22 protein-coding genes and 1 tRNA gene are annotated in these 22,157 nt (G+C 62.4%); 4 read left to right on the top strand and 19 right to left on the bottom strand.

From position 1 onward, the window contains the following. Positions 1-3: 3 nt before the first annotated feature. On the bottom strand, positions 4-243 hold the full coding sequence (locus tag ACYVI2_RS28025) for a hypothetical protein (protein WP_415819232.1): 240 nt from the start codon (positions 241-243) through the stop codon (positions 4-6). A gap of 307 nt (positions 244-550) precedes the next feature. Here ACYVI2_RS28025 and dnaQ point away from each other — a divergent pair, with 307 nt between their 5' ends. Further along, positions 551-1,282, top strand: coding sequence for a DNA polymerase III subunit epsilon (gene dnaQ / locus ACYVI2_RS28020; RefSeq protein ID WP_415819233.1), 732 nt, complete (start codon positions 551-553; stop codon positions 1,280-1,282). 113 nt (positions 1,283-1,395) lie between these two features. Then, a tRNA-Val gene (locus ACYVI2_RS28015) sits at positions 1,396-1,470 on the top strand. A gap of 60 nt (positions 1,471-1,530) precedes the next feature. On the opposite strand, the gene ACYVI2_RS28010 is transcribed toward ACYVI2_RS28015, so the two are convergent. The 8 genes from ACYVI2_RS28010 to ACYVI2_RS27975 all read right to left on the bottom strand — a co-directional run bounded on the left by ACYVI2_RS28010 (position 1,531) and on the right by ACYVI2_RS27975 (position 9,510). Further along, on the bottom strand, positions 1,531-2,823 hold the full coding sequence (locus tag ACYVI2_RS28010; protein ID WP_415819234.1) for a TRAP transporter large permease: 1,293 nt from the start codon (positions 2,821-2,823) through the stop codon (positions 1,531-1,533). Beyond that, positions 2,820-3,305: a TRAP transporter small permease gene (locus tag ACYVI2_RS28005; protein WP_415819235.1), complete on the bottom strand. Its 486-nt coding sequence runs from the start codon at positions 3,303-3,305 to the stop codon at positions 2,820-2,822. The genes ACYVI2_RS28010 and ACYVI2_RS28005 overlap by 4 nt, the downstream gene beginning before the upstream one ends. A 62-nt stretch (positions 3,306-3,367) precedes the next feature. Then, positions 3,368-4,393, bottom strand: a complete 1,026-nt coding sequence (locus ACYVI2_RS28000) for a TRAP transporter substrate-binding protein (protein ID WP_415819236.1) — start codon at positions 4,391-4,393, stop codon at positions 3,368-3,370. A gap of 56 nt (positions 4,394-4,449) precedes the next feature. Further along, complete coding sequence (locus ACYVI2_RS27995; RefSeq protein WP_415819237.1) at positions 4,450-5,400, bottom strand: SDR family oxidoreductase; 951 nt, start codon at positions 5,398-5,400, stop codon at positions 4,450-4,452. Continuing rightward, positions 5,397-6,191 carry a hydroxypyruvate isomerase family protein gene (locus ACYVI2_RS27990; RefSeq protein ID WP_415819238.1) on the bottom strand — a complete coding sequence of 265 codons (795 nt, stop codon included), beginning with the start codon at positions 6,189-6,191 and terminating at the stop codon, positions 5,397-5,399. The genes ACYVI2_RS27995 and ACYVI2_RS27990 overlap by 4 nt, the downstream gene beginning before the upstream one ends. Next, positions 6,191-7,087: an NAD(P)-dependent oxidoreductase gene (locus ACYVI2_RS27985; RefSeq protein WP_415819239.1), complete on the bottom strand. Its 897-nt coding sequence runs from the start codon at positions 7,085-7,087 to the stop codon at positions 6,191-6,193. Before ACYVI2_RS27985 ends, ACYVI2_RS27990 begins: the two co-directional genes overlap by 1 nt. After that, the gene (ilvD, locus tag ACYVI2_RS27980; protein WP_460490383.1) at positions 7,084-8,796 is read right to left on the bottom strand and encodes a dihydroxy-acid dehydratase; all 1,713 of its coding nucleotides are present in this window, start codon (positions 8,794-8,796) and stop codon (positions 7,084-7,086) included. Before ilvD ends, ACYVI2_RS27985 begins: the two co-directional genes overlap by 4 nt. A 27-nt stretch (positions 8,797-8,823) precedes the next feature. After that, positions 8,824-9,510 (bottom strand): GntR family transcriptional regulator, encoded by a 687-nt coding sequence (locus ACYVI2_RS27975; RefSeq protein ID WP_415819241.1) that lies wholly within the window; start codon positions 9,508-9,510, stop codon positions 8,824-8,826. 259 nt (positions 9,511-9,769) lie between these two features. Between ACYVI2_RS27975 and ACYVI2_RS27970 the strand changes: the two genes are divergently transcribed. Next, positions 9,770-10,696, top strand: a complete 927-nt coding sequence (locus ACYVI2_RS27970; RefSeq protein WP_415819242.1) for a ChbG/HpnK family deacetylase — start codon at positions 9,770-9,772, stop codon at positions 10,694-10,696. A gap of 106 nt (positions 10,697-10,802) precedes the next feature. Here ACYVI2_RS27970 and ACYVI2_RS27965 read toward each other — a convergent pair whose 3' ends face one another. The 7 genes from ACYVI2_RS27965 to ACYVI2_RS27935 form a co-directional block, all read right to left on the bottom strand. Beyond that, complete coding sequence (locus ACYVI2_RS27965) at positions 10,803-11,573, bottom strand: enoyl-CoA hydratase/isomerase family protein (RefSeq protein WP_415819243.1); 771 nt, start codon at positions 11,571-11,573, stop codon at positions 10,803-10,805. Beyond that, the gene (locus tag ACYVI2_RS27960) at positions 11,566-12,714 is read right to left on the bottom strand and encodes an extracellular solute-binding protein (protein WP_415819244.1); all 1,149 of its coding nucleotides are present in this window, start codon (positions 12,712-12,714) and stop codon (positions 11,566-11,568) included. Before ACYVI2_RS27960 ends, ACYVI2_RS27965 begins: the two co-directional genes overlap by 8 nt. After that, a complete protein-coding gene (locus ACYVI2_RS27955; RefSeq protein WP_415819245.1) occupies positions 12,711-13,907 on the bottom strand; it encodes a CaiB/BaiF CoA transferase family protein in 1,197 nt (398 codons plus the stop codon). Before ACYVI2_RS27955 ends, ACYVI2_RS27960 begins: the two co-directional genes overlap by 4 nt. An 11-nt stretch (positions 13,908-13,918) precedes the next feature. Then, a complete protein-coding gene (locus ACYVI2_RS27950) occupies positions 13,919-14,689 on the bottom strand; it encodes an SDR family NAD(P)-dependent oxidoreductase (RefSeq protein WP_415819246.1) in 771 nt (256 codons plus the stop codon). After that, entirely contained in the window at positions 14,686-15,882 is a 1,197-nt protein-coding gene (locus ACYVI2_RS27945) for an aldose 1-epimerase family protein (RefSeq protein ID WP_415819247.1), read from the bottom strand. Before ACYVI2_RS27945 ends, ACYVI2_RS27950 begins: the two co-directional genes overlap by 4 nt. Before the next feature lie 78 nt (positions 15,883-15,960). After that, positions 15,961-16,875, bottom strand: coding sequence for a sugar phosphate isomerase/epimerase family protein (locus ACYVI2_RS27940; RefSeq protein WP_415819248.1), 915 nt, complete (start codon positions 16,873-16,875; stop codon positions 15,961-15,963). Between the two features lie 38 nt (positions 16,876-16,913). After that, on the bottom strand, positions 16,914-18,008 hold the full coding sequence (locus ACYVI2_RS27935; RefSeq protein WP_415819249.1) for a Gfo/Idh/MocA family protein: 1,095 nt from the start codon (positions 18,006-18,008) through the stop codon (positions 16,914-16,916). A 370-nt stretch (positions 18,009-18,378) separates the two neighbouring features. Between ACYVI2_RS27935 and ACYVI2_RS27930 the strand changes: the two genes are divergently transcribed. Further along, on the top strand, positions 18,379-19,389 hold the full coding sequence (locus ACYVI2_RS27930) for a LacI family DNA-binding transcriptional regulator (protein ID WP_415819250.1): 1,011 nt from the start codon (positions 18,379-18,381) through the stop codon (positions 19,387-19,389). Positions 19,390-19,402: 13 nt separating this feature from the next. Here the strand turns inward: ACYVI2_RS27930 and ACYVI2_RS27925 are convergent, their stop codons facing one another. The 3 genes from ACYVI2_RS27925 to ACYVI2_RS27915 all read right to left on the bottom strand — a co-directional run bounded on the left by ACYVI2_RS27925 (position 19,403) and on the right by ACYVI2_RS27915 (position 22,082). Beyond that, positions 19,403-20,317, bottom strand: coding sequence for an alpha/beta hydrolase (locus ACYVI2_RS27925; RefSeq protein ID WP_415819251.1), 915 nt, complete (start codon positions 20,315-20,317; stop codon positions 19,403-19,405). Positions 20,318-20,483: 166 nt separating this feature from the next. Then, positions 20,484-21,119, bottom strand: coding sequence for a LysE family translocator (locus ACYVI2_RS27920; protein ID WP_415819252.1), 636 nt, complete (start codon positions 21,117-21,119; stop codon positions 20,484-20,486). Between the two features lie 39 nt (positions 21,120-21,158). Continuing rightward, complete coding sequence (locus tag ACYVI2_RS27915) at positions 21,159-22,082, bottom strand: DMT family transporter (protein ID WP_415819253.1); 924 nt, start codon at positions 22,080-22,082, stop codon at positions 21,159-21,161. Between the last annotated feature and the right edge of the window lie 75 nt (positions 22,083-22,157).

The following is a 22,157-nucleotide window of genomic DNA, read 5'->3' as shown; positions in this document are numbered from 1 at the left end:
GCTTCAGCGGTCCTGCCTATCCGATTGCGATGTATCCAGCACGTCGTCTTCGGGGGTGATCACGCCGGGTTCGCCGGGAGGCGTAATGACGCGTCCCTGGCGGGGGCGTCCCGCGACCTCGGGTGCATCGTCCGGCATAGGCATGATGCCGGTGCCATGGACGGGATCGGTGGGCGTTTTCGGTGACCGAACATCGGTATCACTGTGTTCTGAGGGAACATTCTCTCGGGCAGTTTTTTCCATGATGAGCTCCTGATGAGCAAGGAGTGCGGTGCAGGCCGCGACTCATTACCAGCTTAGGTGGGCGCCAGCTCGAAGGCCGTGACGACATGTGTCCCTCGCAAGTAGCATGCCGACGCGAGCATGGTCGACGGATTGAAATCTCCATCTGGCCTGCCGGGTGCCTGGATGCTAGGTACACTAATGGCTTCGTTTAGGGTGCCGTATCCGGCCGCTGAGGGCGGCTGCCATGCCGCAAATCCAGTGTGCTGGCCCGGATACCAGCCGTGCCGCGCCTCGCGGCATACCTCTTGTTACCAAATAGCCTGACATGCGCCAAATCATTTTCGATACTGAAACCACCGGCCTGGACCCTAATCAGGGGCACCGGATTGTTGAAATCGGCTGCGTCGAGATCGTCAACCGGACTGTCACCGGGAATAACCTGCACATTTATTTGAATCCGGACCGCGACAGCGACCCCGAGGCGTTGGCGGTACACGGTCTGACGACGGACTTTCTGTCGGACAAGCCGCGCTTTAGCGAAGTGGCCGATCAGTTTCTCGAATTCATCGCGGGTGCGGAACTCATCGCCCATAATGCCGCGTTTGACGTGAAGTTCTTCAATGCCGAGCTCAAACGCATCGGCCGCGGAGAACTAGCCGGGTTGTGCGACAAGATCACGGATTCGCTGTTGTTTGCGCGGACGTTGTATCCGGGTAAACGGAACTCGCTGGACGCCCTGTGTGATCGTCTAGGGGTGTCCAATGCGCACCGGACGCTGCACGGCGCTTTGCTTGACTCGCAACTGCTGGGCGAAGTCTGGCTGGCCATGACCCGTGGGCAGGATGCGCTGTTGATCGACATCGACGACAGCGGGCCGTCCAACGGCGCGGGCGTGACGCTGAAGGCGTTTGATGGCACTGGGCTGCCCGTGTTGGTGGCGTCTGCAGAGGAACTGGCTGAGCATGAGGAATATTTGGCCAGTCTGGATAAATCGGTAGGAGGGGACTGCGTGTGGCGTAGTCTGGACGTGTCGAAAGAGGTGGTCGCCGACGCGTGATATGGGGGGCTCCTCTTGGTGGCGTCGTTTTTACCGAGAGAAAACCGAGGGAGTCGTCGCGTTCAGTCGCATTTGCCGTGCGGGATTTTTCTATGCTAGAATTCCGCTTCTTTGGGTGGTTAGCTCAGTGGTAGAGCACTGCCTTCACACGGCAGGGGTCACAAGTTCGAACCTTGTACCACCCACCAGGATATCCAAAGAAAAATGCCGGCACATAGTCGGCATTTTTTGTTTTCGCGGTGCTCACACTAGCTCACAAAGCGCGGCAGGTACAGCGATATCGCCGGAAACAGGATCAGGATCGTCAGGCGCCCGATGTCGCTGATCACAAACGGCATCACTCCCCGGAAAATCGTCTGCGTGCTCACGCCTGGCAGCAGGCCACGCAGTACGAAGACGTTCATCCCGAACGGTGGGGTGATGAAGCTGAGCTCGGTGACGACCACCACGATGATGCCGAACCAGATCAGATCGAAGCCCAGACTCTGCACCAGCGGATAGAACACCGGTACGGTCAGCAGGATCATCGACATGCTCTCCAGTACGCAGCCCAGCACGATGTAGATGGCGCAGATCGCGAATATCACGGCCAGGGGGCTGAGCTGATAGTGTTCGACCAGCTCGAGCAGGTCGCCGGGCAGCGACGTGAAATTGATGAAGTTGGCCAGCATCAGCGCGCCAATCATGACCACGAAAATCATGCCTGTGGTCTTGGCCGACTCCACCACCACATTCACAAAGGTGCGCCAGCTCAATGTACGGCGGCAGCACGCGAACAGGAACCCCAGGAACGCGCCGATGCCGGCCGCTTCGGCCGGTGTGAACATGCCGATATAGATCCCGCCCATCAGCAACGCAATCAGGGTGAGCACCGCCCAGACTTGGCTCAACGCGTGGCGGATCTGCGGCCAAGTGTGGCGCTCGCCCTTGGGGCCCGCGGCGGGGTCGCGCCGTACCACCCATACGACCGCCAGCATGTAGCAGCCTATGGCCAGCAGGCCAGGCAGCACGCCAGCGGCGAACATCTTGCCGATGCTCTGTTCGGTCAGCAGGCAGTACACCACCATGATGATGGACGGGGGGATCAGGATGCCGAGCGTGCCGCCTGCCGCGATCGAGCCGGCGGCCAGCTTCTCGCTGTAGCCGATGCGGCGCATCTCGGGGTAGGCTACCTTCGCCATGGTGGCCGCCGTGGCCAGGCTGGACCCGCAGATTGCGCCGAAGCCGCCGCAGGCAGCGATGGTGGACATGGCCAGACCGCCACGTCGATGTCCCAGCACGGCATGGGCAGCCGCGTACAGCTCGCGCGACATGCGCGATTCGGTCACGAAATTGCCCATCAGAATGAACAGCGGCAGCACCGATAGCAGGTACTGAAAGCCGCTTTCGTAGATAACGGATCCGACCATGGCGTAGGCCGAGTTCCAATTGCGGACCAGCCCCAGGCCGATAAAGCCGACCAGCGCCATGGCAAAGGCAACGGGCACGCGCAGGAACACCAGCGCCAGCATGGCGCCCAGGGCAATCAGAGATTCGGTCATGGCGTTTCGCTCTGGGTGGAGGCAATGGGGCGCAGGGCATTGGCCGCGTGGTAGATGGCGTCCAGGGCCAGCAGCACCGCCATGAAATAGACGAACGGCGCCAGCGGGATACCGAGCATGGCGGTCATGTCGCCGTAGTCGGCCGTGCTGGTAGCCTTGCCCCACGTGACCCAGGCCAGGAAGCCGCTGACCACCGTGGCCAGCAGGGCGCCGAAGCGGTCTTGCAGGGCCACGGTGCGCGCCGAGAACAGATGACTGAAGCCGTCCACGGTGATGTGTCCGCGCGAGCGGGTCATCAGGGGGATGCTGGAGAAAATCACCGCGATCATCATCAGTTCGACCAGTTCGACCGAGCCGATGATGGGATAGTTGAGCAGGTAGCGGCCGGTCGCATCGACGACGGTCAGCAGGCTCATGCCGCACAGGCTGGCTACGGCAATGGCCTTGAGCAGGGCCACGATCGCGCAGTTCAGGGTTTTCATAGTGTTCTCGCTGTGGCGGGCGCGAGGCGTGGCGCCAGGCCTCGCCTTGCACCCGAGGTCGTTCATTGGCCGTCGAGCTGCTTGATCTCGGCGCGGAACGACGCCAGCGCGGCGGGGCCATCGACACCCGCGGCCGCGGCGGCATCCAGCCAGGTCTGCTCAAAGCCTTTAGTACGTTCTCGCACGGCTGCCACGAGGGCTTCGTCGGCCTGTACAACCTGGATATCGCCTTTTTTCATCACGTTGTTGGCAACTGCGTCGTGCTTGTCCCAGGCCTTGCCGGCCAGTTCGGCCAGGTGCCGGCCCGACAGCTTCAGCACCGTGTCCTGGTCCTGTTTGGACAGGCGAGCGAAGGCATCTTCGTTCATGATGACGGCGTGCGTATCGGAATACAGGCCGCCGGGGAACGTGGTTGCATGCTTGATGATGCTGTCCAGCTTGAACGACACCAACGATTCGGCAGGAAAGAACACGCCGTCGACGACGCCGGTGCTCAGCAGTTCGTATGATTCGGGGGCCGGCTTGGCGATTGGGCTGACGCCCAGCGCCTTGGCTACGTCGGTGGCCATGCCGCCGCCGACGCGGATCTTCAGCCTTTCGAAATCTTCGATGCGGGTGATCGGCTTGCTGGTGGTGAACGCGATGCCGGGGCCGTGTGTGTAAATGCCCAGCAGTCGCACACCCTTGTGCTCGTCGGCCTTGAGCAGGTATTTCTCGTAGGTGTCCCACGCCGCCACCGAGCGCGACAGCGCGGTGTTGCCGGAGAGCGGCATTACCGCGAACTTGGTCAGCTGAAAACGGCCCGGATAGTACGAGTGCGAGATAAACGTGATGTCGACCAGGCCGTCACGCACGGCGTCGAAATGGCCCGCCGGATTGGTGACCGCCTTGGGCAGCAGGCGCAGCGTGACGCGGCCGTCGGTGGCTTGCTCGATTTCTTTCGCCCAGGGCGTAATGAAGTCCGCTACCAAGGCATGCGTGGGTGGCAGCCAGCTGGATACGGTCAACTGCACTTTCTGGGCGTACGCGGGCACGGTGGCGGCGAGCGCCGCGCCAGCTATCGCGAGTGTGGCGAGGGCTTTGATCATGGATGTCTCTCCTGAGGTGGTTTTCGTGTTTTCGTTTGGGCCGATGGGCGGGGGAGTTATGGCGCTTGCGCGGCGCGGTCCAGCAAGGACTCCAGGGTGCCGTCGTGGCGAAAGCCCTCGGCGTCGGCGGCGGGCGTGAACAGTGGTGGCTGACTGCCGAACTGCACTTCGATGCCGGGCTCGGGGGCATAGCGCACCCGCGTGCCCGCCTGGCCGTCGCCGCGTACATCGAACGCCTGCACGATGTCCTGTACCGACACGTGCAGCGCGGGCAAGGTCCAGGCCGTGCGGTCGCCGGCCGGCAGCGTGGCGAGCCAGGCCGCGTGCAGCAGGTTGTCAATGCAACATTGCCGTGACATCAACCACAGCGTGGCTCGTGGGCCGACTGGCAGCGTGCAGGGTTCGCCAGCTGTCAGCGCGCGGATCAGCGTGCTGGAGAAGGCCGACCAGGCGCCATTGGGGGTTGGCGGTCGCGGCACGATGCCGGGCAGACGCACCGAGCGGGCGCGCAGGAAGCCGCGCCGCGTATAGTCCGCGAGCAAGATTTCCATGGCCAGCTTGTGTGCGCCGTAGCTCAGGGCCGGCGCGGTCGGCGTGTCGTCGTCGACGCGATCGGGCAGTGGCGCGCCGAATACCGCGATGCTGCTGGTGAATATCAGGCCGGGCGATTTGCCCTGTTGGCGTAGGCGTTCGAGCAATTGCAGCGAGCCGGCCAGATTGACCTGCAGGCCCAGCTCGAATTGTTCTTCGGCGCGTCCGCTGGCCACGCAGGCCAGGTGGAACACCAAGTCGGGTGCGGGATCAGTGATTTCAGCCAGCACGGACGAGTCGGCGAAACTGCCGGTGACGACGCGCACGCGAGAGTCAGTTGGCGGTTCGTCCATGGCCAGGTCGCACAACGTGATGGTGGCCGGCCTGCCGTAGCCGGGCAGGCTGGGCAGCGCGCACAGCCGCTGCGTCAGCGCGCGGCCGACATAGCCATTGGCGCCGGTGACAAGAATATTCATGGTGCACCGTCCTCGTCTAGTACGGCTTGGTAGGCCTGGCGCCAGGCCAGGCCGGCCGATGTGTCGCCAGCCGGGATGTATTCGCAACCGACCCAACCGGTATAGCCGTGGCGGGCCAGCGTACACAGTGCACGCGCCACGGCGGGGGCGGTCGGGTCGGGCTCGTGGCGACCGGCCGGGCTGGCGAATTGCACGTGGCGCACCAAGGGCAGCACGCTGTCCAGCACTGCGTCCATGTCCAGGCCCTCGCGTTGGGTGTGGTACAGATCGAATTGCAAGCGCACAGCGTCGTGGCCGACCGCCGCGATGATGTCGGCGACCTGGTCGGGACGGTTATAAAAATAGCCAGGCACGTCGGTGCGGTTGAGCGCTTCCAGGGTCAGTGCCACGCCGGCGCGGTTGGCGAGCACTGCACCCTTGCGCAGATTGTCGATCAGCGTGGCGCGGCACGCTCCTGGCGCAGCGTCTGCCGCCGGCACGCCCGCCATGGCGTGGATCATGCCGCACTGCGTGGCCTCGCAGACCTGCAACGCGCGTTGCAGTGCGTGGCTGAAGTCGGCCTCGCGGCCGGGCAGGCAGGCCAACCCTTTTTCGCCTGGTTGTCCGGGCGGGGTGTTGATCAGCACCAGTTGCAGGCCGTGGTCGCGCAACATGGCGGCCAGTTCGTGTGGCGCCAGATCATAGGGGAACAGGATCTCCACGGCGGCGAAACCGTCGCGCGCGGCCGCGGCCATGCGCTGCGCCAGCGGCAGTCCGGGGTATAGCAGCGAAAGATTGGCAGCCAGTTTCATCAGGTTTCCTGGACGGCGGCCGGACCCGGGCGTTCGGGCCAGGCAACGCGCACGATGTCGGACAGGTCGGCCGAGCCCAGCCCTTGCGCGGCTGCGGTCCGGTAGCTGGCGAGCACGCCATTCAGGCCGGCCAGCTCGGTGCCGGTAGCATGTGCCAGCGCCGCGACGTTTTCGACATCCTTGAGCATGGTGGCCACCGTGCCCAGCAACTGCTCGACCGGGGCCGTCATGCGCGGGACAAAAATCTGCAGCAAAGTGGAGTCGGCCCAGCCGCCCGCCAGTGCGGTGTTCAGGACGGCCGCGTCGATGCCGCTGCGCTGCGCCAGCGCCACAGCTTCGGCGATGGCGTTGACGGTGCTGGCTACGATGGTTTGATTACACAGCTTGGCGACCTGGCCGGCGCCTACCGGCCCCATGCGGGTGACGCGGCTGCCATAGGCGCGCATGTAGGGCGAAGCCGCGTCGATTGACTCGGCGGGTCCTCCCGTCATGATGGATAGCGTGCCGGCCTGTGCGCCAGCCACGCCGCCGGAGACCGGCGCATCGATCCAGACGCGGCCGCAGGCCTGCTCCAGCCGATTGGCAAATTGGCGCGCTGTGTCGGGCGCGATGCTGGAGTGGTCCACCAGCCAGGCACCGGGGGCATGATGCACGCCCTGTGCACCGAACACGGTGTCTTGCACGGCGCGCTCGTCGGTCAGGCATAGGAACACACCGTCGCAGCCGCGCGCCGCTTCGGCCGGCGTAGCGGCAAGCTCGGCGCCGTCGGCCTCTAGCGTGCGGGTTTTTTCGGGGCTGCGGTTCCAGATTCGGACGCGATGCCCAGCGGCCAACAGGCGCCGCACCATCGGCGCGCCCATCAGGCCGGTGCCGCAGAATGCCAGCGTTGAGCTCATTCGGCCTCCGGGGTTTCGTACTGCCATTGCACGTTGCCGGAATGGGTGACCGCGCCCTCGTGGGCGGGCCTCACCAGTAGCGCGTATTTTTCCAGCGCGCCGGCCAGCCGAGGCTGTTGTGGCGGCGTATAGGCGGCGCGACGGGCCGCCAGTTCGGCGTCGCTCAGTTCGACATTCAAAGTGTTGGCTTGTGCATCGATGTGGATGATGTCGCCGTCGCGGATCAGGCCGATGGGGCCGCCGGCTGCCGCCTCCGGGCCGGCATAGCCGATGCACAGACCGCGGGTGGCGCCGGAGAAGCGGCCATCGGTCAGCAGCGCCACCTTTTCGCCCATGCCTTGCCCGTACAAGGCCGCCGTGACGCTGAGCATTTCTCGCATGCCGGGTCCGCCCTTGGGGCCTTCGTTGCGGATGATCAGCACCTCGCCCGGGCGGTAGGTGCGTTGCGAGACGGCGCGCATGCAATCTTCTTCGTTCTCGAATACGCGGGCCGGGCCGGAGAACTGCAGCGATTTCAGGCCGGCGATCTTGAGCAGCGCCCCTTGCGGACTGAGGTTGCCCTTGAGCACCGTGACGCCGCCCGACGGATGAATGGCGCGCGAGCAGGGGCGCACCACCTCGCCGTCGGGTTCGGGGACGTCGGCCAATGCCTGTTCCAGTGTGCGGCCGTCGAGCGTGAGCACATTACCGTCTACGTAGCCGCCCACCAGCAGGGCCTTGAGCACGACGGGCACGCCGCCGATTTCATGCAGATCGCGGGCCAGAAAGCGTCCACCGGGCTGCAGATCGGCAATCAGCGGCGTGCGCTGGAACACCTCGGCCACGTCGTCGAGGGTGTAGCGGATGCCCGCTTCGTGCGCGATGGCGGGAATGTGCAATGCAGCGTTGGTCGAGCCGCCCGTCGCAGCGACGGCCGCGCAAGCGTTGTCCAAACTGGCTCGCGTGATCAGCTCGCGCGGCAGCGGACCGCCTTGTGCCAGCGCGCGCATGACGCGCTCGCCGGCCTGCTGGGCAATGGCCAGGCGTTCGCTGTAGACCGCTGGCATCATGGCCGAGCCCAGCGGCGACAGGCCCAGGGCCTCAGCCACCATGGCCATGGTATTGGCCGTGAACTGGCCGGGGCACGAACCTGCCGATGGCGTACAGGTGCGTTCCATGGTTTTCAGATCGGCAGCCGTCATGGTGCCGTGCTGGACACGGCCCACTGCCTCGATGGTGTCCAGGATGGTGGCCTGGCGGCCCAGAGCATGCCCGGGCAGCGTGGCGCCGCCGTACAGGAACACCGCTGGCACGTTCAGGCGCACGATGGCCATCATCATCGCGGGCAGTGTCTTGTCGCAGCCGGCGAGGGCGACCAGCCCATCGTAGGCGTGGCCGCGCACTACCAGCTCGACACTGTCGGCGATTGTTTCGCGCGACAGCAGGCTCATGCGCATGCCGGCGTGGTTCATCGAGGTGCCGTCGGATACTGAGATGGTCGAGAAACTGACCGGCACGCCGCCGCCCGCCGCCACGCCCAGGCGGGCCCGGTCGGCTTGCGGCGCCAGTGCCATCGAGCAGGGCGTGTTCTCGCCCTGGGTGCTGACGATGCCGACGATCGATTTTTCCAGGGCCGCGTCGTCAAAGCCGGTGGCGCGCAGGAATGCGCGGTGCGGCGTGCGGGTCAAGCCATGAGTGACCATGCGGGAGCGGTGCTTGTGCAGGGACATGCGGGTTCCTTGTGAGGCGTACGGGTGCTATGCGCCGGCCAGGGCGGTGCGGTGTGCTGCGAGTTGGTCGAACGCCCAGCAGATGTCGCGTTCCATGGCGGCACGGGCCGCGTCGGCGTCGCGCCGGGCGATGGCTTGCACGATCGTGGCGTGGAGCTCGTCTGACGGCCGTTCATCGGAATGCATCAGTTCGCGGCTGGCGCGCAGGTAAGGGCCCGATTGCAGCCAGAGGCTTTCGATGGTGGCCATCATCGATTCCGAGCGCGCGGCGCGGTAGATCGTGAAATGGAACAACTGGTTGTTTTCGAGGCCGTCCGGCACGGAGCGCGCATCGGCCAGCGACTGGCCGATCTGCGCGGCCAAGCCGCGCAGCATATCCAGTTCGTCGCCGGTGATGTGCTCGACCGCCCACGCCGTCACGCTGCCTTCGATCAGCACGCGGGCGCGCCGGATGTCTTCCAGGCGCGCGCGGGAAATGACCGGCACGCGCATTGACCTGCTTTTCATGGGCTCCAGGGCGCGTTGAGCGGCCAACCGGCGCAGCGCCTCGCGCACAGGCATGGCGCTGGTGCCGAAGGCGTCGGCGAGCTCCTGGATGCCCAGTACTTCGCCTGCCGCGTAGTCGCCCCGCATCAGGTGGTCGCGCAGCCGGCGGTAGACGGCTTCGTTGACCGAGGTGTGGACCAGGGGTTCCAGGGTGCGAGTCGTGGGCATTTAGATCTTTGATCAAAAATCAAAGATGCTAGTTTGGACAAAAACCCGTCGTTCCGCCTATCCAGGTTTCCCCTAGGCAAGCCGGCTGCGCGGCGAACACGGCTGATGGGAGCGGCCATCGTGGTACCGCGGGCCGCTGGCGTTCTGTCCGCTATGTGGTCTGATTCTGGTCCATCGGTTGAGCGTTGCAATCAGAACGACATGCTGAGCGGTTATGGTTACCGGTAATTCCCGCCTCATGGCGAAAAGTGAGCCCAGGATGCCCCACGGCAACGCTGCTACCCGATTGTTCGATTACCGCTCCCTGCCTGCCCAGCCGCCGGTTAGCCGGCCCTCGTCGGACGAAGGTACGGGGCAATGGTGGAAACGCATTGTGGTGTGCGGCGATGATTTTGGTATGAATGCCAGCATCGACGCCGGGATCACGCGCCTCGCGCGACTGGGGCGTTTGAGCGCTGTCAGTTGCTTGGCCCAGGGGGCGACCTTTTCCGACCACGGGCCGGATTTACGAGGGTTTGACCTGGATCTGGGTGTGCATCTGAATCTGACCCAGAGTCTCTGCGACGCCGGGCAGACGTCGACCATGGCCTTGCCTGTGCTGATCGCACGAGCCTATGCGGGGCGCTTGGACGAGGCGTGGGTCGATACTCAGTTGTCTCGTCAGTTCGACGCATTCGAAAACGTCATGGGCCGGGCCCCCGACTATGTGGATGGGCATCAGCACGTGCATCAATTGCCCGGGGTGTTGCCGCGCTTGCTGCAGCTGCTGGAGCGGCGTTATGGTTCTCACGCCCCGTGGCTGCGCCATACGGCGCCGGGGATGCAGGACGGCATCCCCTTGCGCGAGTCGGCCAAGGCGCGGCTGGTGGGCGCATTGGGGGCGAGTGCTGTGGCCCGGGTGGCTGACCGCGACGGATGGCGCACGAATCGTCGGCTATTGGGCGTCTATGAGCAGCAGGGTGGCGGGCGCCGCTATGCGAGGCTGCTGCAGCGCTGGTTACACAACGCGCGCGACGGGGATTTGGTCATGTGTCATCCGGCGTTGCCAGGCGGCTGCGATGCGCTGGCATCGCAGCGTGTGGCGGAGTTCGAGGTGCTGGCGCGCCCTGAGCTCGGCGATTGGATGCGCTGGAATGGTGTGCGTGTTGCGCGGCCGGTTTGCCAGCAGCGCAGTGTTGGTGTGTGAGCTGCGTTAGCGCCACCTGTGTGTACGGATTGGCATAGACATCGGTTCTCCCGTCATCCTATCCGTGTTCGGATCCTTCCCGTACGGCGATGGAGGCCGGCGGGCCTCAACGGCGCTGGAATTTGGGCGGGCGTTTCTCTTGAAACGCCTTGCGTCCCTCCATGGCGTCCGCGGTGGCAAAGCAGATAGTTTGCAGATCGCGTTCGTAGGCGGTGGCCTGCTCCATGGGCATGCTCAGCGCCGCGCGCAAATTTACCTTGGCGGTTTCGGCTGCAATGGGAGCGCGGGCGGCGATCGCCCCGGCAATCGCGGCTGCACGTTCGCGTAACGCATCAGCGGCAACGACGTCACTGACCAAGCCCCAACTCAACGCCTGCTGGGCCGTGATGGGATCACCCGTCATAACCATCAGCGCGGCGTTCGATGCGCCGATGGAATGCAGCAGTTGCGCCGTCATGCCGCCTCCGCCGATCCAACCGAGCTTGATTTCCGGAGAGCCGAGCTTGGCATTGTCCGAGGCGATCCGAATATCGCACGCCAGCGCCATCTCGAGGCCACCGCCAAATGCATAGCCATTGATTGCCGCAATGGCGGGCTTTTTGAGCGCGCGTATCAGATCGCAGTAATCGCGGCGATTGCGGAAATCCCATGGCGTGGCATAGCTGTCGAGCTCCACGATATCCGAGCCTGCGCAAAATGACTTGGGTCCCGCACCGGTCAACACCACGGCACGTACGTCATCGCTTTGATTGCAGGTCTGCACTGCCTGCACAAGCAACTCAGCCATCTCGGGCGTCATGGCATTGAGTTTTTCGGGCCGGTTCAATTCGATCCAGGCCACATGATCTTGAATATGCAGGTTGACGAGACTAGTCACAGAAATTCCTTTCAGCAATCGTGGAGTGCGGCGCGCACAGCGTGTTCAATCCGTCGGCCAGTGTTGCGGGCGAGGCGCCATTGAACAGCCCTTCGCGCAGAAATGCCGACGCGCAGCTTTGCAAAGCGATGAATCCATCATGGCGAGGGCGCAGGCTGGCCGCATTCAAGGTGTCGAATGTAGCGAGATAGAAATGGCTGCTGTCTGCGTTGACAGCTGGGTCTCGCCAACTGGACAGGTGACTCGGCTGGCCGGCATGCTGCGGAATGAAATGGGTTTGCGCATTCTCACCGAGCAACCACAGCAGATGCTCGACCAGCGGAGCGTCGATCTGGCAACGCTGCGAAATCGCGATACCAGTACCGCCGAGAATGGAGCCGGGCGCATTCGATGCGACACGTGGTGCATTATGAAACGTCAATGCTGCACCGGCAGCGACTCTTGTGTAATTCACGTAGCCATAGACCAAAGGGCATAGCAGCACGTCGTCGTGCGTGGTCATGTGATGCAGCAGGGCAATCGGGTTGGCGTCTCGTACGGAAACGGGGCTGAGTGCGGCGAGTTCGACCAGCCATTCGCAGGCTTGTTGAAGTGCTTCCGGTTTATGCCAGCGTTTACCGTCATCTAAAGTGAGGCCCCGGTCCAGCGCGGCACACATCGATAGCAGCGTCAGAAAGGCATGAGGACCCGCCAGCGACAGGGCGACTTGCTTCGTTTGGCGTGACAGCGCCAGGACATCCTGCCATTGCGCAGGCACGGAATGACCCGCTCGCGTCAGCAGATCAGGACGTGCCGCCATCACTTGTGTTGCCGCATCCAACGGTAACGCCCATTGCTGGCCGGCCATGTGATAGCTAGCGTAGGTCAGCCCGATGCTGTTGCGTTCTATCGAACGCAGTGCCTCATCGGGCAAGATCTGATCCAGCGGTTGCAGGCAGCCTTGTGCCAAGGCTTCGCCCAAGTGCGGATGATCGAGCACGATCAGATCGTATTGCTCGCACAATTGCGCGATGGGGGCGGACTCGAAGCCCTCGAGCGAATGCGTATGCCAGTCGATCAATCCAGTCTGATTCGCGGCGGCCTGTAAGGCGGCATAACCCCTGGGATGATCCCAGGTCAGTCCTCGCCAACGTCGGCTCATGCCTGTTCCCCGCACACAATGGCGCCGTGCGCTTCAAAGGCGGCTATACGATCCGCATCGAAACCGTATTCGCGCAGAATCTGTGCGCTGTGTTGGCCGGTCAAGGGCGCACCGCGCTCCACTCGCGCAGGTGTTTTGGTAAAACGAATGGGAAAGCCCGGCGTTTTGACGTGGCCTTCGGTGGGGTGTTCGTATTCGACAAAGGTCCCGTTGTGCGCGATCTGCGGGTCGGCCACGAGCTCGGCATAGCCGTAGACAGGGCTGCACCAGATACCCGCGGCGTTGAGCCGTTCGAACCAGTCCTGCGTCGTGCGACGGGTCATCGCTTCGCGTACGAGGCGGAAAATTTCATCGCGCTGGTTCCAGCCCGCTGCCTCATCGACATGGTCGAGCAGCGCCGGTTGCTCCAGCTCGCGGGCCAACACGGTCATGTCAGGCATGGCCAGCGCCAAATAACCGTCTTGCGTCGCAAAGGTGCCATAGGGCGCACGAATATAACTGTGCGCATGCGGTTCGGCGCTGCGGATCTGGGGCTTGCCGCCCACAGTAAATACCGACAACTCCTGCATTTGCAGCGTTGTGATCGCGTCCAGCATATTGACTTCGACTTTCTGGCCTTCGCCGGTACGTTCGCGATGAAGCAGCGCGGCCAATACGCCCTCAAAGGCGCAGTAGGCCGTGACCGCGTCCACCAGATATTGACCAGCGGCACGCGGCGCCTCGCCATCGCGGCCGGCCGATAGCATGGCGCCGGACATGGCCTGCAACAGCAGATCCTGCCCGGGCCGGCGGGCATAAGGGCCGTCTTCGCCGAACCCCGACATCGAGACATAAATCAGCCGTGGATTCAACGCCGACAGGCTTTCATAGTCGACGCCCAGGCGTTGAGCGACGCCGGGACGGTAGTTTTGAATGAACACATCGGCCTGACTCGCCATCTGGCGAATGATGGCCTGGCCGTCTTCGCTTTTCAGGTCGACGGCGAGCGAACGTTTGTTGCGATTGAGCGAAAGAAAGGACACATTGATTTTGTTGCCCTTGATCCCGCCGGCGGGTGCATGGCGTTGCCATTCGCCCTCTTTGGGTTCGATCTTGATCACGTCCGCGCCGAGGTCGCCCAGCCGTTGTGCGGCAAATGGACCGGCCATGGCGATCGAGCAATCCAGGACCTTGTAACCCGTCAAAATTCCCATGATGAAACCTTTTAGTGCATAACCCAGCCGCCGTTGACAGCGAGGGTCTGGCCGGTGATGAAGCCCGCTTCTTCGGAAGCGAGGAATACGATGGCAGCCGCGATGTCGTTGGCGTGGCCGCGCCGTTTGATGGACTGGCGTTCGAGGACCATGCGCTCGTAGCCGGGCAGGTCGGGATGGATAGCCTCTGCCGCGGTAGGAAAGGCACCTGGCGAGATGGCATTGCAGGTGATGCCCGATGCGCCGAGTTCGCGCGCCAGGGCGCGCGTGTTGCCCAGCATGGCGCCCTTGGATTCGACATACGGCTGTAGCAGTTCCCAGCCGCCCGACAGCGTGATGGAAACGATGTTGACGATGCGGCCCCACTGTTGTTGCCGCATGCCGGGCAGGGTGGCGCGTACGATCTGTAGTGCCGCCGAGACGTTGATGCGATGAATCAGCGCACGATCATCGTCGCTGTAGTCTTCGAAACGTTTGGATGGGTAGATGGCGGCATTGTTGATCACGACATCGATGGCGTGCTCGGCAGTCAGTGAGTCCAGCGTGCGCTGCAGCGCAGCGGTGTCGGCCAGATCCGCCGTGATGACCTGCAATTGACTGGCGAGTGCGGCAGGCACGGCCTTTTGCAGTTGCTGCAGCGCTTCGCTATCGCGATCCAGAGCAAATAATCGCGCGCCTTGGCGCAGCAGTGCCAGGCTGACGCCGTGTCCCAGCCCGCCACCTGCCCCGGTCAGCAGGACGCGGCGGCCTTGCAAGGAAAACGACATGCTCGATGTGTTCATGCCGAAGTCCCCGAGTCCGTGCTGCGGTTCAGGGGCAGAAATTCGCCCGAGAGTGCCGGATAGTCTTCGCCAGGCTGCTGCGCGATGGCGCGTATACGTTGTTCGCATTGTGCGATGTCGTTGGCATCGCCCAGGATGCGGATGCACGTGTCGTAACGGCGTTCCTCTGCGTGCTCGAGCCAGATGAGTTCGCCGCGTTCGCGAGCTGCGCCTTCGCCCAACACATGATTGGTGGACGGCTCGATGCCCATGGCATATTGACCCGCCTGAAAATTCTGCCATTGATACTGGCAGGGAAATTGATCTTTGCGAGTAGTAACTTCGATACCGATGTTCAGGCGATCATTCACCAGTGCGACGGGCACGCAGCCGTTCTGGTCCGCTTTCATTTCGTGTTGCCACACTTGTTCGTGAAATCCCCGTTGCGGCGCGGGCATGCGTTGATAGCCTACGCCTTGTGCACGGTATTCATTGGCATGGGCGGCCCAGACGACGTCCTGGATAGGGGCGAGATAACGAGACGCCTCATCCAGCACGGGATAGCCGACGTTCAAGTGATAGCAGAACATGTGTGGCGTGCGGTAAAAGCCGCGATTGACCACCCGGTCGTGCAATTGAATATCGTTGGTGCCTACCTCGATCTCGATGCGTCGATGCAGTTCCAGATGTTCGCCAAATACCGTGCCTTGCGACACCATGCCTTCGGCCCACAGAAAGCATCGATCGCCGTCCCAGCGTTCGCCATAACCTGTCAGGCGTGCGGGAATCGTCCCGACGCGGCCATGAATCGAGTGTCGAACTTTTTCTCGAGGCTTATAGACGTAGTTGTCCGCCGGGGAGTCGTGCATGAATAGAATGTGATCCAGGCCGCACGTGATCATCAGGCCAGAGAACGAACGCATCCATCCCAGCCCTGATTCGCCCTCGTATTCATGCAGCCCAGGATGGCGAAAGCCTGCCGGCGAATGCCAGCCCACGGCATAGCCACGGAACTCGCATTCGGCGATGTCCATGGCGCGATCGACCAGTACGGTGAACCGCAGGCCCGTACCGCTGCGAAACTCCAGCAGCCGGATATCCCGTTCGACGCCGTCTTGCAGCGTGACGAGCCGCACGCCGGCAAACTGTGCCAGTTGTCCGCAGCGCGATTCGATTTGTTGCCGATTCATGGCGGTGGCATATAACTGTGCCATGGGTGCTTCTACTCCAGAGGCCGGCGCGCTGCCGCACCGGATATAGGGGAAAGGACGAGGTGTGATCGCAGGCTCTGCCTACACGCCGTTGGCCAGCAGCTTGCCGTCCAGGAATGCCTTGGCGCGCGGCACATCGTCTTCGGTCAAGTGCTCGATGATGATGGGGATGTTGGGATGACGTTTGGCCAGGCGCTGCAAATACAGGTCGTAGTTCAGGCTGCCCAATCCTGGTGCCGGCAATTCGATTTCGCCGACGCCTCGGAATGTATGGCTTTCTGCCGCATCCGCGTCACCGATGTCGCTGTGTTTTTCTGATTTGTCGCCTTCGGCGCGCTTGACGTCTTTGGCGTGGGCGATGCAGATCTTGTCGGACAGGGCATCGAATACTTGGTTGAGTGTCTTGTCCATGTCGTCGATGTTGTGGTCTTCGAAATAATTCGTCGGGTCCATCAACAAACCCAGCCCGGGATGATTGACCTCGGCAAACATGCGCAACGTTTCCTCTACGGAGCCGACGACGTTATTGACATAGGTCTCCAGCAAAAATACCGCGCCATGATCGTAGGCATGCTGTGCCAGGCCTTGAATCACTGAGCGGCATTGTTCCCAGCCTTCTTCGGTTTTGTTTTTCGGGTGATGCACCCAATCGCTCTCGGTGTCGAACGTGCCGGTCTCCGAGATCACGTAGGGCGATCCGAGGTACTGCGCGTGCGCGATGATTTCCTTGAGGTAGCCATTACGCCGTTGCCGCTCTGCAGGCTCGGGATGCACGATGTTGGTGTAGGCCGAGATGCAGGAGACAGGCAGGTTGTGCTCGCGAAAGGTATCGCGGATGCGTTTGCATTTTTCGGGAGTGATCTGGCCTGCACTGAGGTCCATGTCCTTGAAATGCAGGTCCAATTGCACCGTGTTGAAGCCCTGTGCGCGGATCTTGGCGGCCGAGGTGGCCAGGTCGTAGGGGAAATAGCCTGAAAAAATACCGGTCTGAATCACGTTTGTCTCCTTGGTGGAGGGCGCTGCCGCCCCTTGGTTTACTTGTGTTGAATCGGAACTTCGTCCAGGCGTACCGTGCGGCGTTCGGCCTCGGATAGGTATGCGGCTTCGATCAGCGCCATGGTTTTGACGTTATCGGCGACGGTCAGTGCGGGCTCGGTGCCGCTGGCCAGGGCGTATTGCAGTTGCTCCATCACGCCGATAAAGGCCTGCGGAAACCACATTGAGGACCATTCAGGCGTGACCCATTGCCCTTGAGTCGCCTGTTTCGACGTGTAGGACAGCGTGGAGGGTTGGCCGTGCGGCCAGCCTATGGTGCCCTTGGCCACGCCCTCGGTGCCCTCGACACGCCAATGGATGTATTGGTCGTCGGCATGACCCTCGCCGCGAGGTCCGGCCCAGACGTCTTCCAATGACAAGGCCATGAGTCCGGATGCGAATTGCAGCGTGGTCGTGACGATGCCGTCGTGATGAGGAAATGTCGTGCGAGGGTCGCTGCGGGTCAGGGTAGTGACGTGGGTCGGCTCGCCAAACAAATAGCGCAGCACGTCCAGGTGATGGACGCTCATGTTCGAGAGCGTGAGCCGATCATAGTCAGCTAAGAATCCCTGCCAGTGGGGAATGGCATGCATGTCGATCTGGGCCAGCACCGGGGTGCCGAGCACGCCTTGGTCAAGCAACTGCTTGAGCACGCGCATGGATTGGTCATAGCGCATGTTCTGATTGACCGAGAGCAGTTTGCCGGCGCGTTGCGCCTCATCACGCAATGCGATGGCTTCCGGCAAAGACAGCGCTAATGGTTTCTGTGCCAGGATCGCTTTGACGTTCGGTGCCGCGAGTGCGGCGCGGATCAGTGCGGGTTGCTGATCTGGCGGGAACGCAATATCGACGATATCGACTTCGGGGTCGTTGATGAGCGCGAGGGGGGAGTCATGGATACGCCCGATTTCCCACCGTTGCGCGACGGCCTGGGCTTTGCTCGGCGTGCGCGAGGCAATGGCGACAACTTGAAAACCGGCTTCGCGATAGGCTGCGAGATGGCACTCCGCCATGATCATCCCGGCGCCGATACATCCAATACGGAACTGGCGCTCTCGCACTGGCGGGTCGGGTAGGAGGGTAAGAGGGGGCATGGCGGTCTCCGAGAGCTGGCCGGTCTTGCAAGCCAGGCCAAAGGGCGGACTCGCAGCGGGCGCTTGATTGATCTAATTGGATGTGATTATTGCATCATTTCAATCTTTAAATTACATCAATAAACATCAGAAATAGCCCTTATTGACAGAAAGAAAGCCTTTCGTTTACCGAAATCAAGCCCGTGACAGCCGTGTGCAAGGGCCTCGCAAGGCATGTAGAGGTTGCTCTCTGTTCCGTCTGTACAGAGGATGAACCTTCGGTGGCAGGCGCATTTCTCGATTGAATTACATCATTTTGATTTAATTCAATCAAATTGATGTGATATGATCAATCCATATACCGACTGATGATGACGTTAAGGTGACCACGATGGCGCGAGCCACCATCACGACGATTGCCGAGGCCGCGGGGGTCTCTACTGCCACCGTCGACCGTGTGCTGAATGGACGCGATGGCGTACGCCGCCAGACGCGGGATCACGTCTTGGCAATTGCGCGCAAGCTGGGCCACGGTGCTGAGCTAGGCCAATCCGAAAACACCGCCATGCGGCTCGACTTTGTGCTGCCGGCCGGCGACAACAGCTTTATGGTGTTGTTGCGCCAGCATCTGCAGGCCGAGGCGCAGTGCCGGCCCGACATTCAGGCGAGATTGCATCTGGTCGAGGGCTTTAATGCCGACAAATTGGCGGCGCAGCTCTATCAACTGAAGGGCAATACCGATGGCGTCGGGCTGGTCGGGCTGGACGACCCCCAGGTTCGAGACGCCATCGCGGCATTGCAGGTCAGCGGCATTCCTGTGTGCACCTTGGTGTCGGATATTCCGACGTCATCGCGCATCGGTTATGTGGGTATCGATAATCGCGCGGCGGGGCGTCTGGCTGCCAGCTTGTTGGGACGCTTTTTACCGCCCGGCGCATCGCAGGGGGTGACGGTATTTCTCGGCTCGCTCGCCTATCGTGGACACGAGGAACGCGAAATGGGTTTTCGAGCGCTGCTCACCGAGGAGTTCCCGCATCTGAAGATCGAGCGCATGCTGGAAATCGGCGACGATCGCGCACGCGCCTATGAACTGACTCGGCAGGTGTTGCAGCAGTCCACGCCGGCGGGCATTTATAACGTCGGTGCAGGCAATTCAGGCATTGGCCGCGCTTTGCAAGAGGCCGGCATGCAGCGCCAGGTCGTGTTTGTCGGGCACGATCTGACAACGACCTCGCGGCAGTTTCTGCTGGACCGCACGATGGATGCGGTGATCGACCAAAATCCACGCGTCGAGGCGCGCGAAGCGATCAGCATGCTTGCTGCTGCGGTGCGAGGCTTGTCCGAGCCTACCTATATGCCGCGGCTGCAAGTGATTTTTCGCGAAAACATCCCATCGAGTTGACGCGCCGCAGTCCTTATCCCGCCGACTGGGCTGCGGTGTTGTCGACGGCTGCAGCCGGATAGGCCTTGCCCGCGTCTCGGATAAAGTCACGCACAGCGGTCTCGTAGACCGCACCGCTGCGGATCGCGCCGGAATGCGAGGCGCCCTCGATTTTGATGACGCGTTTCAGGTTGTCGGGGACTTTGACGGCTGCGGCGAAGAGTTCATCGCTCATGGTGTGCGGCACGACGCGGTCTGCCGTGCCATGCAGAAACAGCATAGGCGTGCTCAGCGTTGCCAGCTTTTCCACGGAGGCAAAGGGCTGTGTCACCAACAGGCTCGCGCCGGGGAGTTTGCCCCATTTCAGCGTGCCCAGCATGGCGGCGATGCTGGTAAAGCTGGATTCGACAATCAGCCCCGCAAAGGCAGGCATGTCGGGACGCGAAGCCAGGTCGATCGCAATCGCGCCGCCCAGACTATGGCCATAGACAAAGCGTTTGGCCGGGTCAGGCTGGCGGCGGGCGAGCTCGCGTAACGCTGCTGAGGCGTCCTCGATAGCGGAGTCTTCCGATGGCAGTCGTGGCGTCGATTGACCAAAGCCGCGGTAGTCGATGGCGAGCACCGAATAGCCCATGCGGGTCCAGCCGGACATGCGAAAGGCGCTGCCATTCAGATTCCAGCGCGCGCCGTGCAGATAGAGCACTGTCGGGGCCGACGTGTTCGGGTGTTGCCAATACCAGGCATGGACTTTGTCGCCGCCGCCCAGCGTCAGGTCAAAGACCTTTGTGCCGGTGGGCGGTTCGCTCCACCAGCGTTGCGGTTCGGGCTCGGGAGAAAAAATCGCTTGCCGTTGCCAGGCATCGAGTTGCGTGCAACCCACCACGCTGGCACAAGCCAGCAGACCGACGACGATAAGACGCCGTAAAGAGAATCGCGGCAGCAAAGACATAAGCAAGATAGCCACAATCGCTGCGGCCGAATACGGAATGCGTTGTCGATCATACACTGCGTTGCGTCATCGAGGCGCGAGCCGGCGGCGCAGCGCAATAGGCGATGTACATGCCGCAGAGGTGACGAGCTGCGGACGAGGTCGACGGTCGCCGAACAGACCGTTATCAGATCATGTCTTGCACAATGGGATATAGCGATGCGACCAGCAGCAAGGCCATGCCGATATTGAACATACGTATCGCGTGGGGGCGATGCAGCAGTTTTTGCAAGGCGGCGCCAAAGGCGACCCAGACGCCCAGGCTGGGCAAGTTGACCAGACAGCACACCAGGGCTGCAAGCATCAGGTTCCAATAGAACCCCGTTTGCGGGGTATATGTGACGATGATGCCCACCGTCATGATCCATGCTTTCGGATTGACCCATTGGAACAAGGCGGCCTGCAGAAAGCTGAAGGGCCGGCTGCGCTGCTGACCGCTTTCCAGAGGGCCGGACTGGGCAATTTTCCAAGCCAGGTAAAGCAGGTAGGCTGCGCCGACGTACTTCAAGGCGGTATAGAGCCAGGGGAACTGATGAAATACGGTGTCCAGGCCGAGCCCCACCAGGACCAGCATGAGCGTGAACCCCAGGTTCACCCCCAGCATATGGGGAATCGTGCGGCGAAAGCCAAAGTTCAGGCCCGACGAGGCCAGCATGATGTTATTCGGCCCGGGCGTGATGGAGGTGACCAGAGCGAACAGCGATAGCGGGCCCAGCAAAAGCCAGAGTTGTTCGCTAGAGGGCATGGCGGTTGCGAGAGACATGATGAATCGAGGGCGATGACAATGACTGAGTGCTAGGTGCTAAGGCGCTTTTTTCACAATGGCACGGCGACCGCCTGCAATGATGGCAATGACGGCCAGCGCAAACACGAAAGTCATCGGTTCGACCTGCTCATGAAATAGCCATGCAGCGGCCAATACGGTCAAAAAGGGCTGCAACAGTTGTACCTGCCCGACGCGCGCGATACCGCCTATCGCCAGGCCTCGATACCACGCGAAAAACCCCAGGAACATCGACCCGAACGCCAGATAGGCAAATGCGCCGAGCACGCCCGTGTCGGGCCAGCCGCGGGTCGTGATCAGGTCCATGCCCATCCAGATGACAGGCCCGGCCAGGATAGGTGCGCTGATGACCAGCGCCCAACAAATCGTACGTGCGCCACCCAGGGTACGCGAGGCCCGGGCACCCTCGGCGTACCCCATGCCGCCGAGGATGACAGCCAGCAACAGCCACAGATCCCCCGTCTGCAGGCTGCCATGGCCTTGGCGCAAGGCATAAGTCATGACCAGGACGGCCCCTGCGCCGGCCCAGCCCCAGAATGCGCCCGACGGGCGTTCGCCGCTGCGCCACGCCGCAAAAATGGCTGTGCAAAGCGGCAATAATCCATTAAAGACCGCGCCGTGCGAGGACGACACGGAGGCCATGGCCAGTGTCGAGGTCAACGGCCACCCGACAACGATGCCCACGGCGGCCAGGATCACGCCGGGCCACTCGTCGCGATTCGGGAGCCGGCTGCGGCCCAGCCACAGCAGCAGCGCGGCCGGTACGGACGCCAGCAGTGCGCGTCCCAGGCCGATCAACAGCGGCGACATCTCGGCCACGGCGATCCGTGTCATGGGCAGCGTGAGAGAAAACACCAATACTCCGACCAGGCCATAGCTATAGCCCTCCCAGAGTGGCGAAGCAGCGGGGGCGGGCACAGCATAAGTGGTCGGTCGCGACATGATTTCAGCAGGCGAGGGTGATCGTTGTGATTTCCCACACTCTACGCAAAGAAAGCGGTACAGTACCTATACACT

Source organism: Bordetella tumbae (genome assembly GCF_054780995.1).
This window is presented reverse-complemented; position numbering and strand designations above follow the sequence as displayed.

Excerpts from the sequence above, each read along its gene's own strand:
- ACYVI2_RS28025 (WP_415819232.1), bottom strand. The coding sequence starts at position 243 with ATGGAAAAAACTGCCCGAGAGAATGTTCCCTCAGAACACAGTGATACC.
- dnaQ (WP_415819233.1), top strand. The coding sequence starts at position 551 with ATGCGCCAAATCATTTTCGATACTGAAACCACCGGCCTGGACCCTAAT.
- ACYVI2_RS28010 (WP_415819234.1), bottom strand. The coding sequence starts at position 2,823 with ATGACCGAATCTCTGATTGCCCTGGGCGCCATGCTGGCGCTGGTGTTC.
- ACYVI2_RS28005 (WP_415819235.1), bottom strand. The coding sequence starts at position 3,305 with ATGAAAACCCTGAACTGCGCGATCGTGGCCCTGCTCAAGGCCATTGCC.
- ACYVI2_RS28000 (WP_415819236.1), bottom strand. The coding sequence starts at position 4,393 with ATGATCAAAGCCCTCGCCACACTCGCGATAGCTGGCGCGGCGCTCGCC.
- ACYVI2_RS27995 (WP_415819237.1), bottom strand. The coding sequence starts at position 5,400 with ATGAATATTCTTGTCACCGGCGCCAATGGCTATGTCGGCCGCGCGCTG.
- ACYVI2_RS27990 (WP_415819238.1), bottom strand. The coding sequence starts at position 6,191 with ATGAAACTGGCTGCCAATCTTTCGCTGCTATACCCCGGACTGCCGCTG.
- ACYVI2_RS27985 (WP_415819239.1), bottom strand. The coding sequence starts at position 7,087 with ATGAGCTCAACGCTGGCATTCTGCGGCACCGGCCTGATGGGCGCGCCG.
- ilvD (WP_460490383.1), bottom strand. The coding sequence starts at position 8,796 with ATGTCCCTGCACAAGCACCGCTCCCGCATGGTCACTCATGGCTTGACC.
- ACYVI2_RS27975 (WP_415819241.1), bottom strand. The coding sequence starts at position 9,510 with ATGCCCACGACTCGCACCCTGGAACCCCTGGTCCACACCTCGGTCAAC.
- ACYVI2_RS27970 (WP_415819242.1), top strand. The coding sequence starts at position 9,770 with ATGCCCCACGGCAACGCTGCTACCCGATTGTTCGATTACCGCTCCCTG.
- ACYVI2_RS27960 (WP_415819244.1), bottom strand. The coding sequence starts at position 12,714 with ATGAGCCGACGTTGGCGAGGACTGACCTGGGATCATCCCAGGGGTTAT.
- ACYVI2_RS27955 (WP_415819245.1), bottom strand. The coding sequence starts at position 13,907 with ATGGGAATTTTGACGGGTTACAAGGTCCTGGATTGCTCGATCGCCATG.
- ACYVI2_RS27950 (WP_415819246.1), bottom strand. The coding sequence starts at position 14,689 with ATGAACACATCGAGCATGTCGTTTTCCTTGCAAGGCCGCCGCGTCCTG.
- ACYVI2_RS27945 (WP_415819247.1), bottom strand. The coding sequence starts at position 15,882 with ATGGCACAGTTATATGCCACCGCCATGAATCGGCAACAAATCGAATCG.
- ACYVI2_RS27935 (WP_415819249.1), bottom strand. The coding sequence starts at position 18,008 with ATGCCCCCTCTTACCCTCCTACCCGACCCGCCAGTGCGAGAGCGCCAG.
- ACYVI2_RS27930 (WP_415819250.1), top strand. The coding sequence starts at position 18,379 with ATGGCGCGAGCCACCATCACGACGATTGCCGAGGCCGCGGGGGTCTCT.
- ACYVI2_RS27925 (WP_415819251.1), bottom strand. The coding sequence starts at position 20,317 with ATGTCTTTGCTGCCGCGATTCTCTTTACGGCGTCTTATCGTCGTCGGT.
- ACYVI2_RS27920 (WP_415819252.1), bottom strand. The coding sequence starts at position 21,119 with ATGTCTCTCGCAACCGCCATGCCCTCTAGCGAACAACTCTGGCTTTTG.
- ACYVI2_RS27915 (WP_415819253.1), bottom strand. The coding sequence starts at position 22,082 with ATGTCGCGACCGACCACTTATGCTGTGCCCGCCCCCGCTGCTTCGCCA.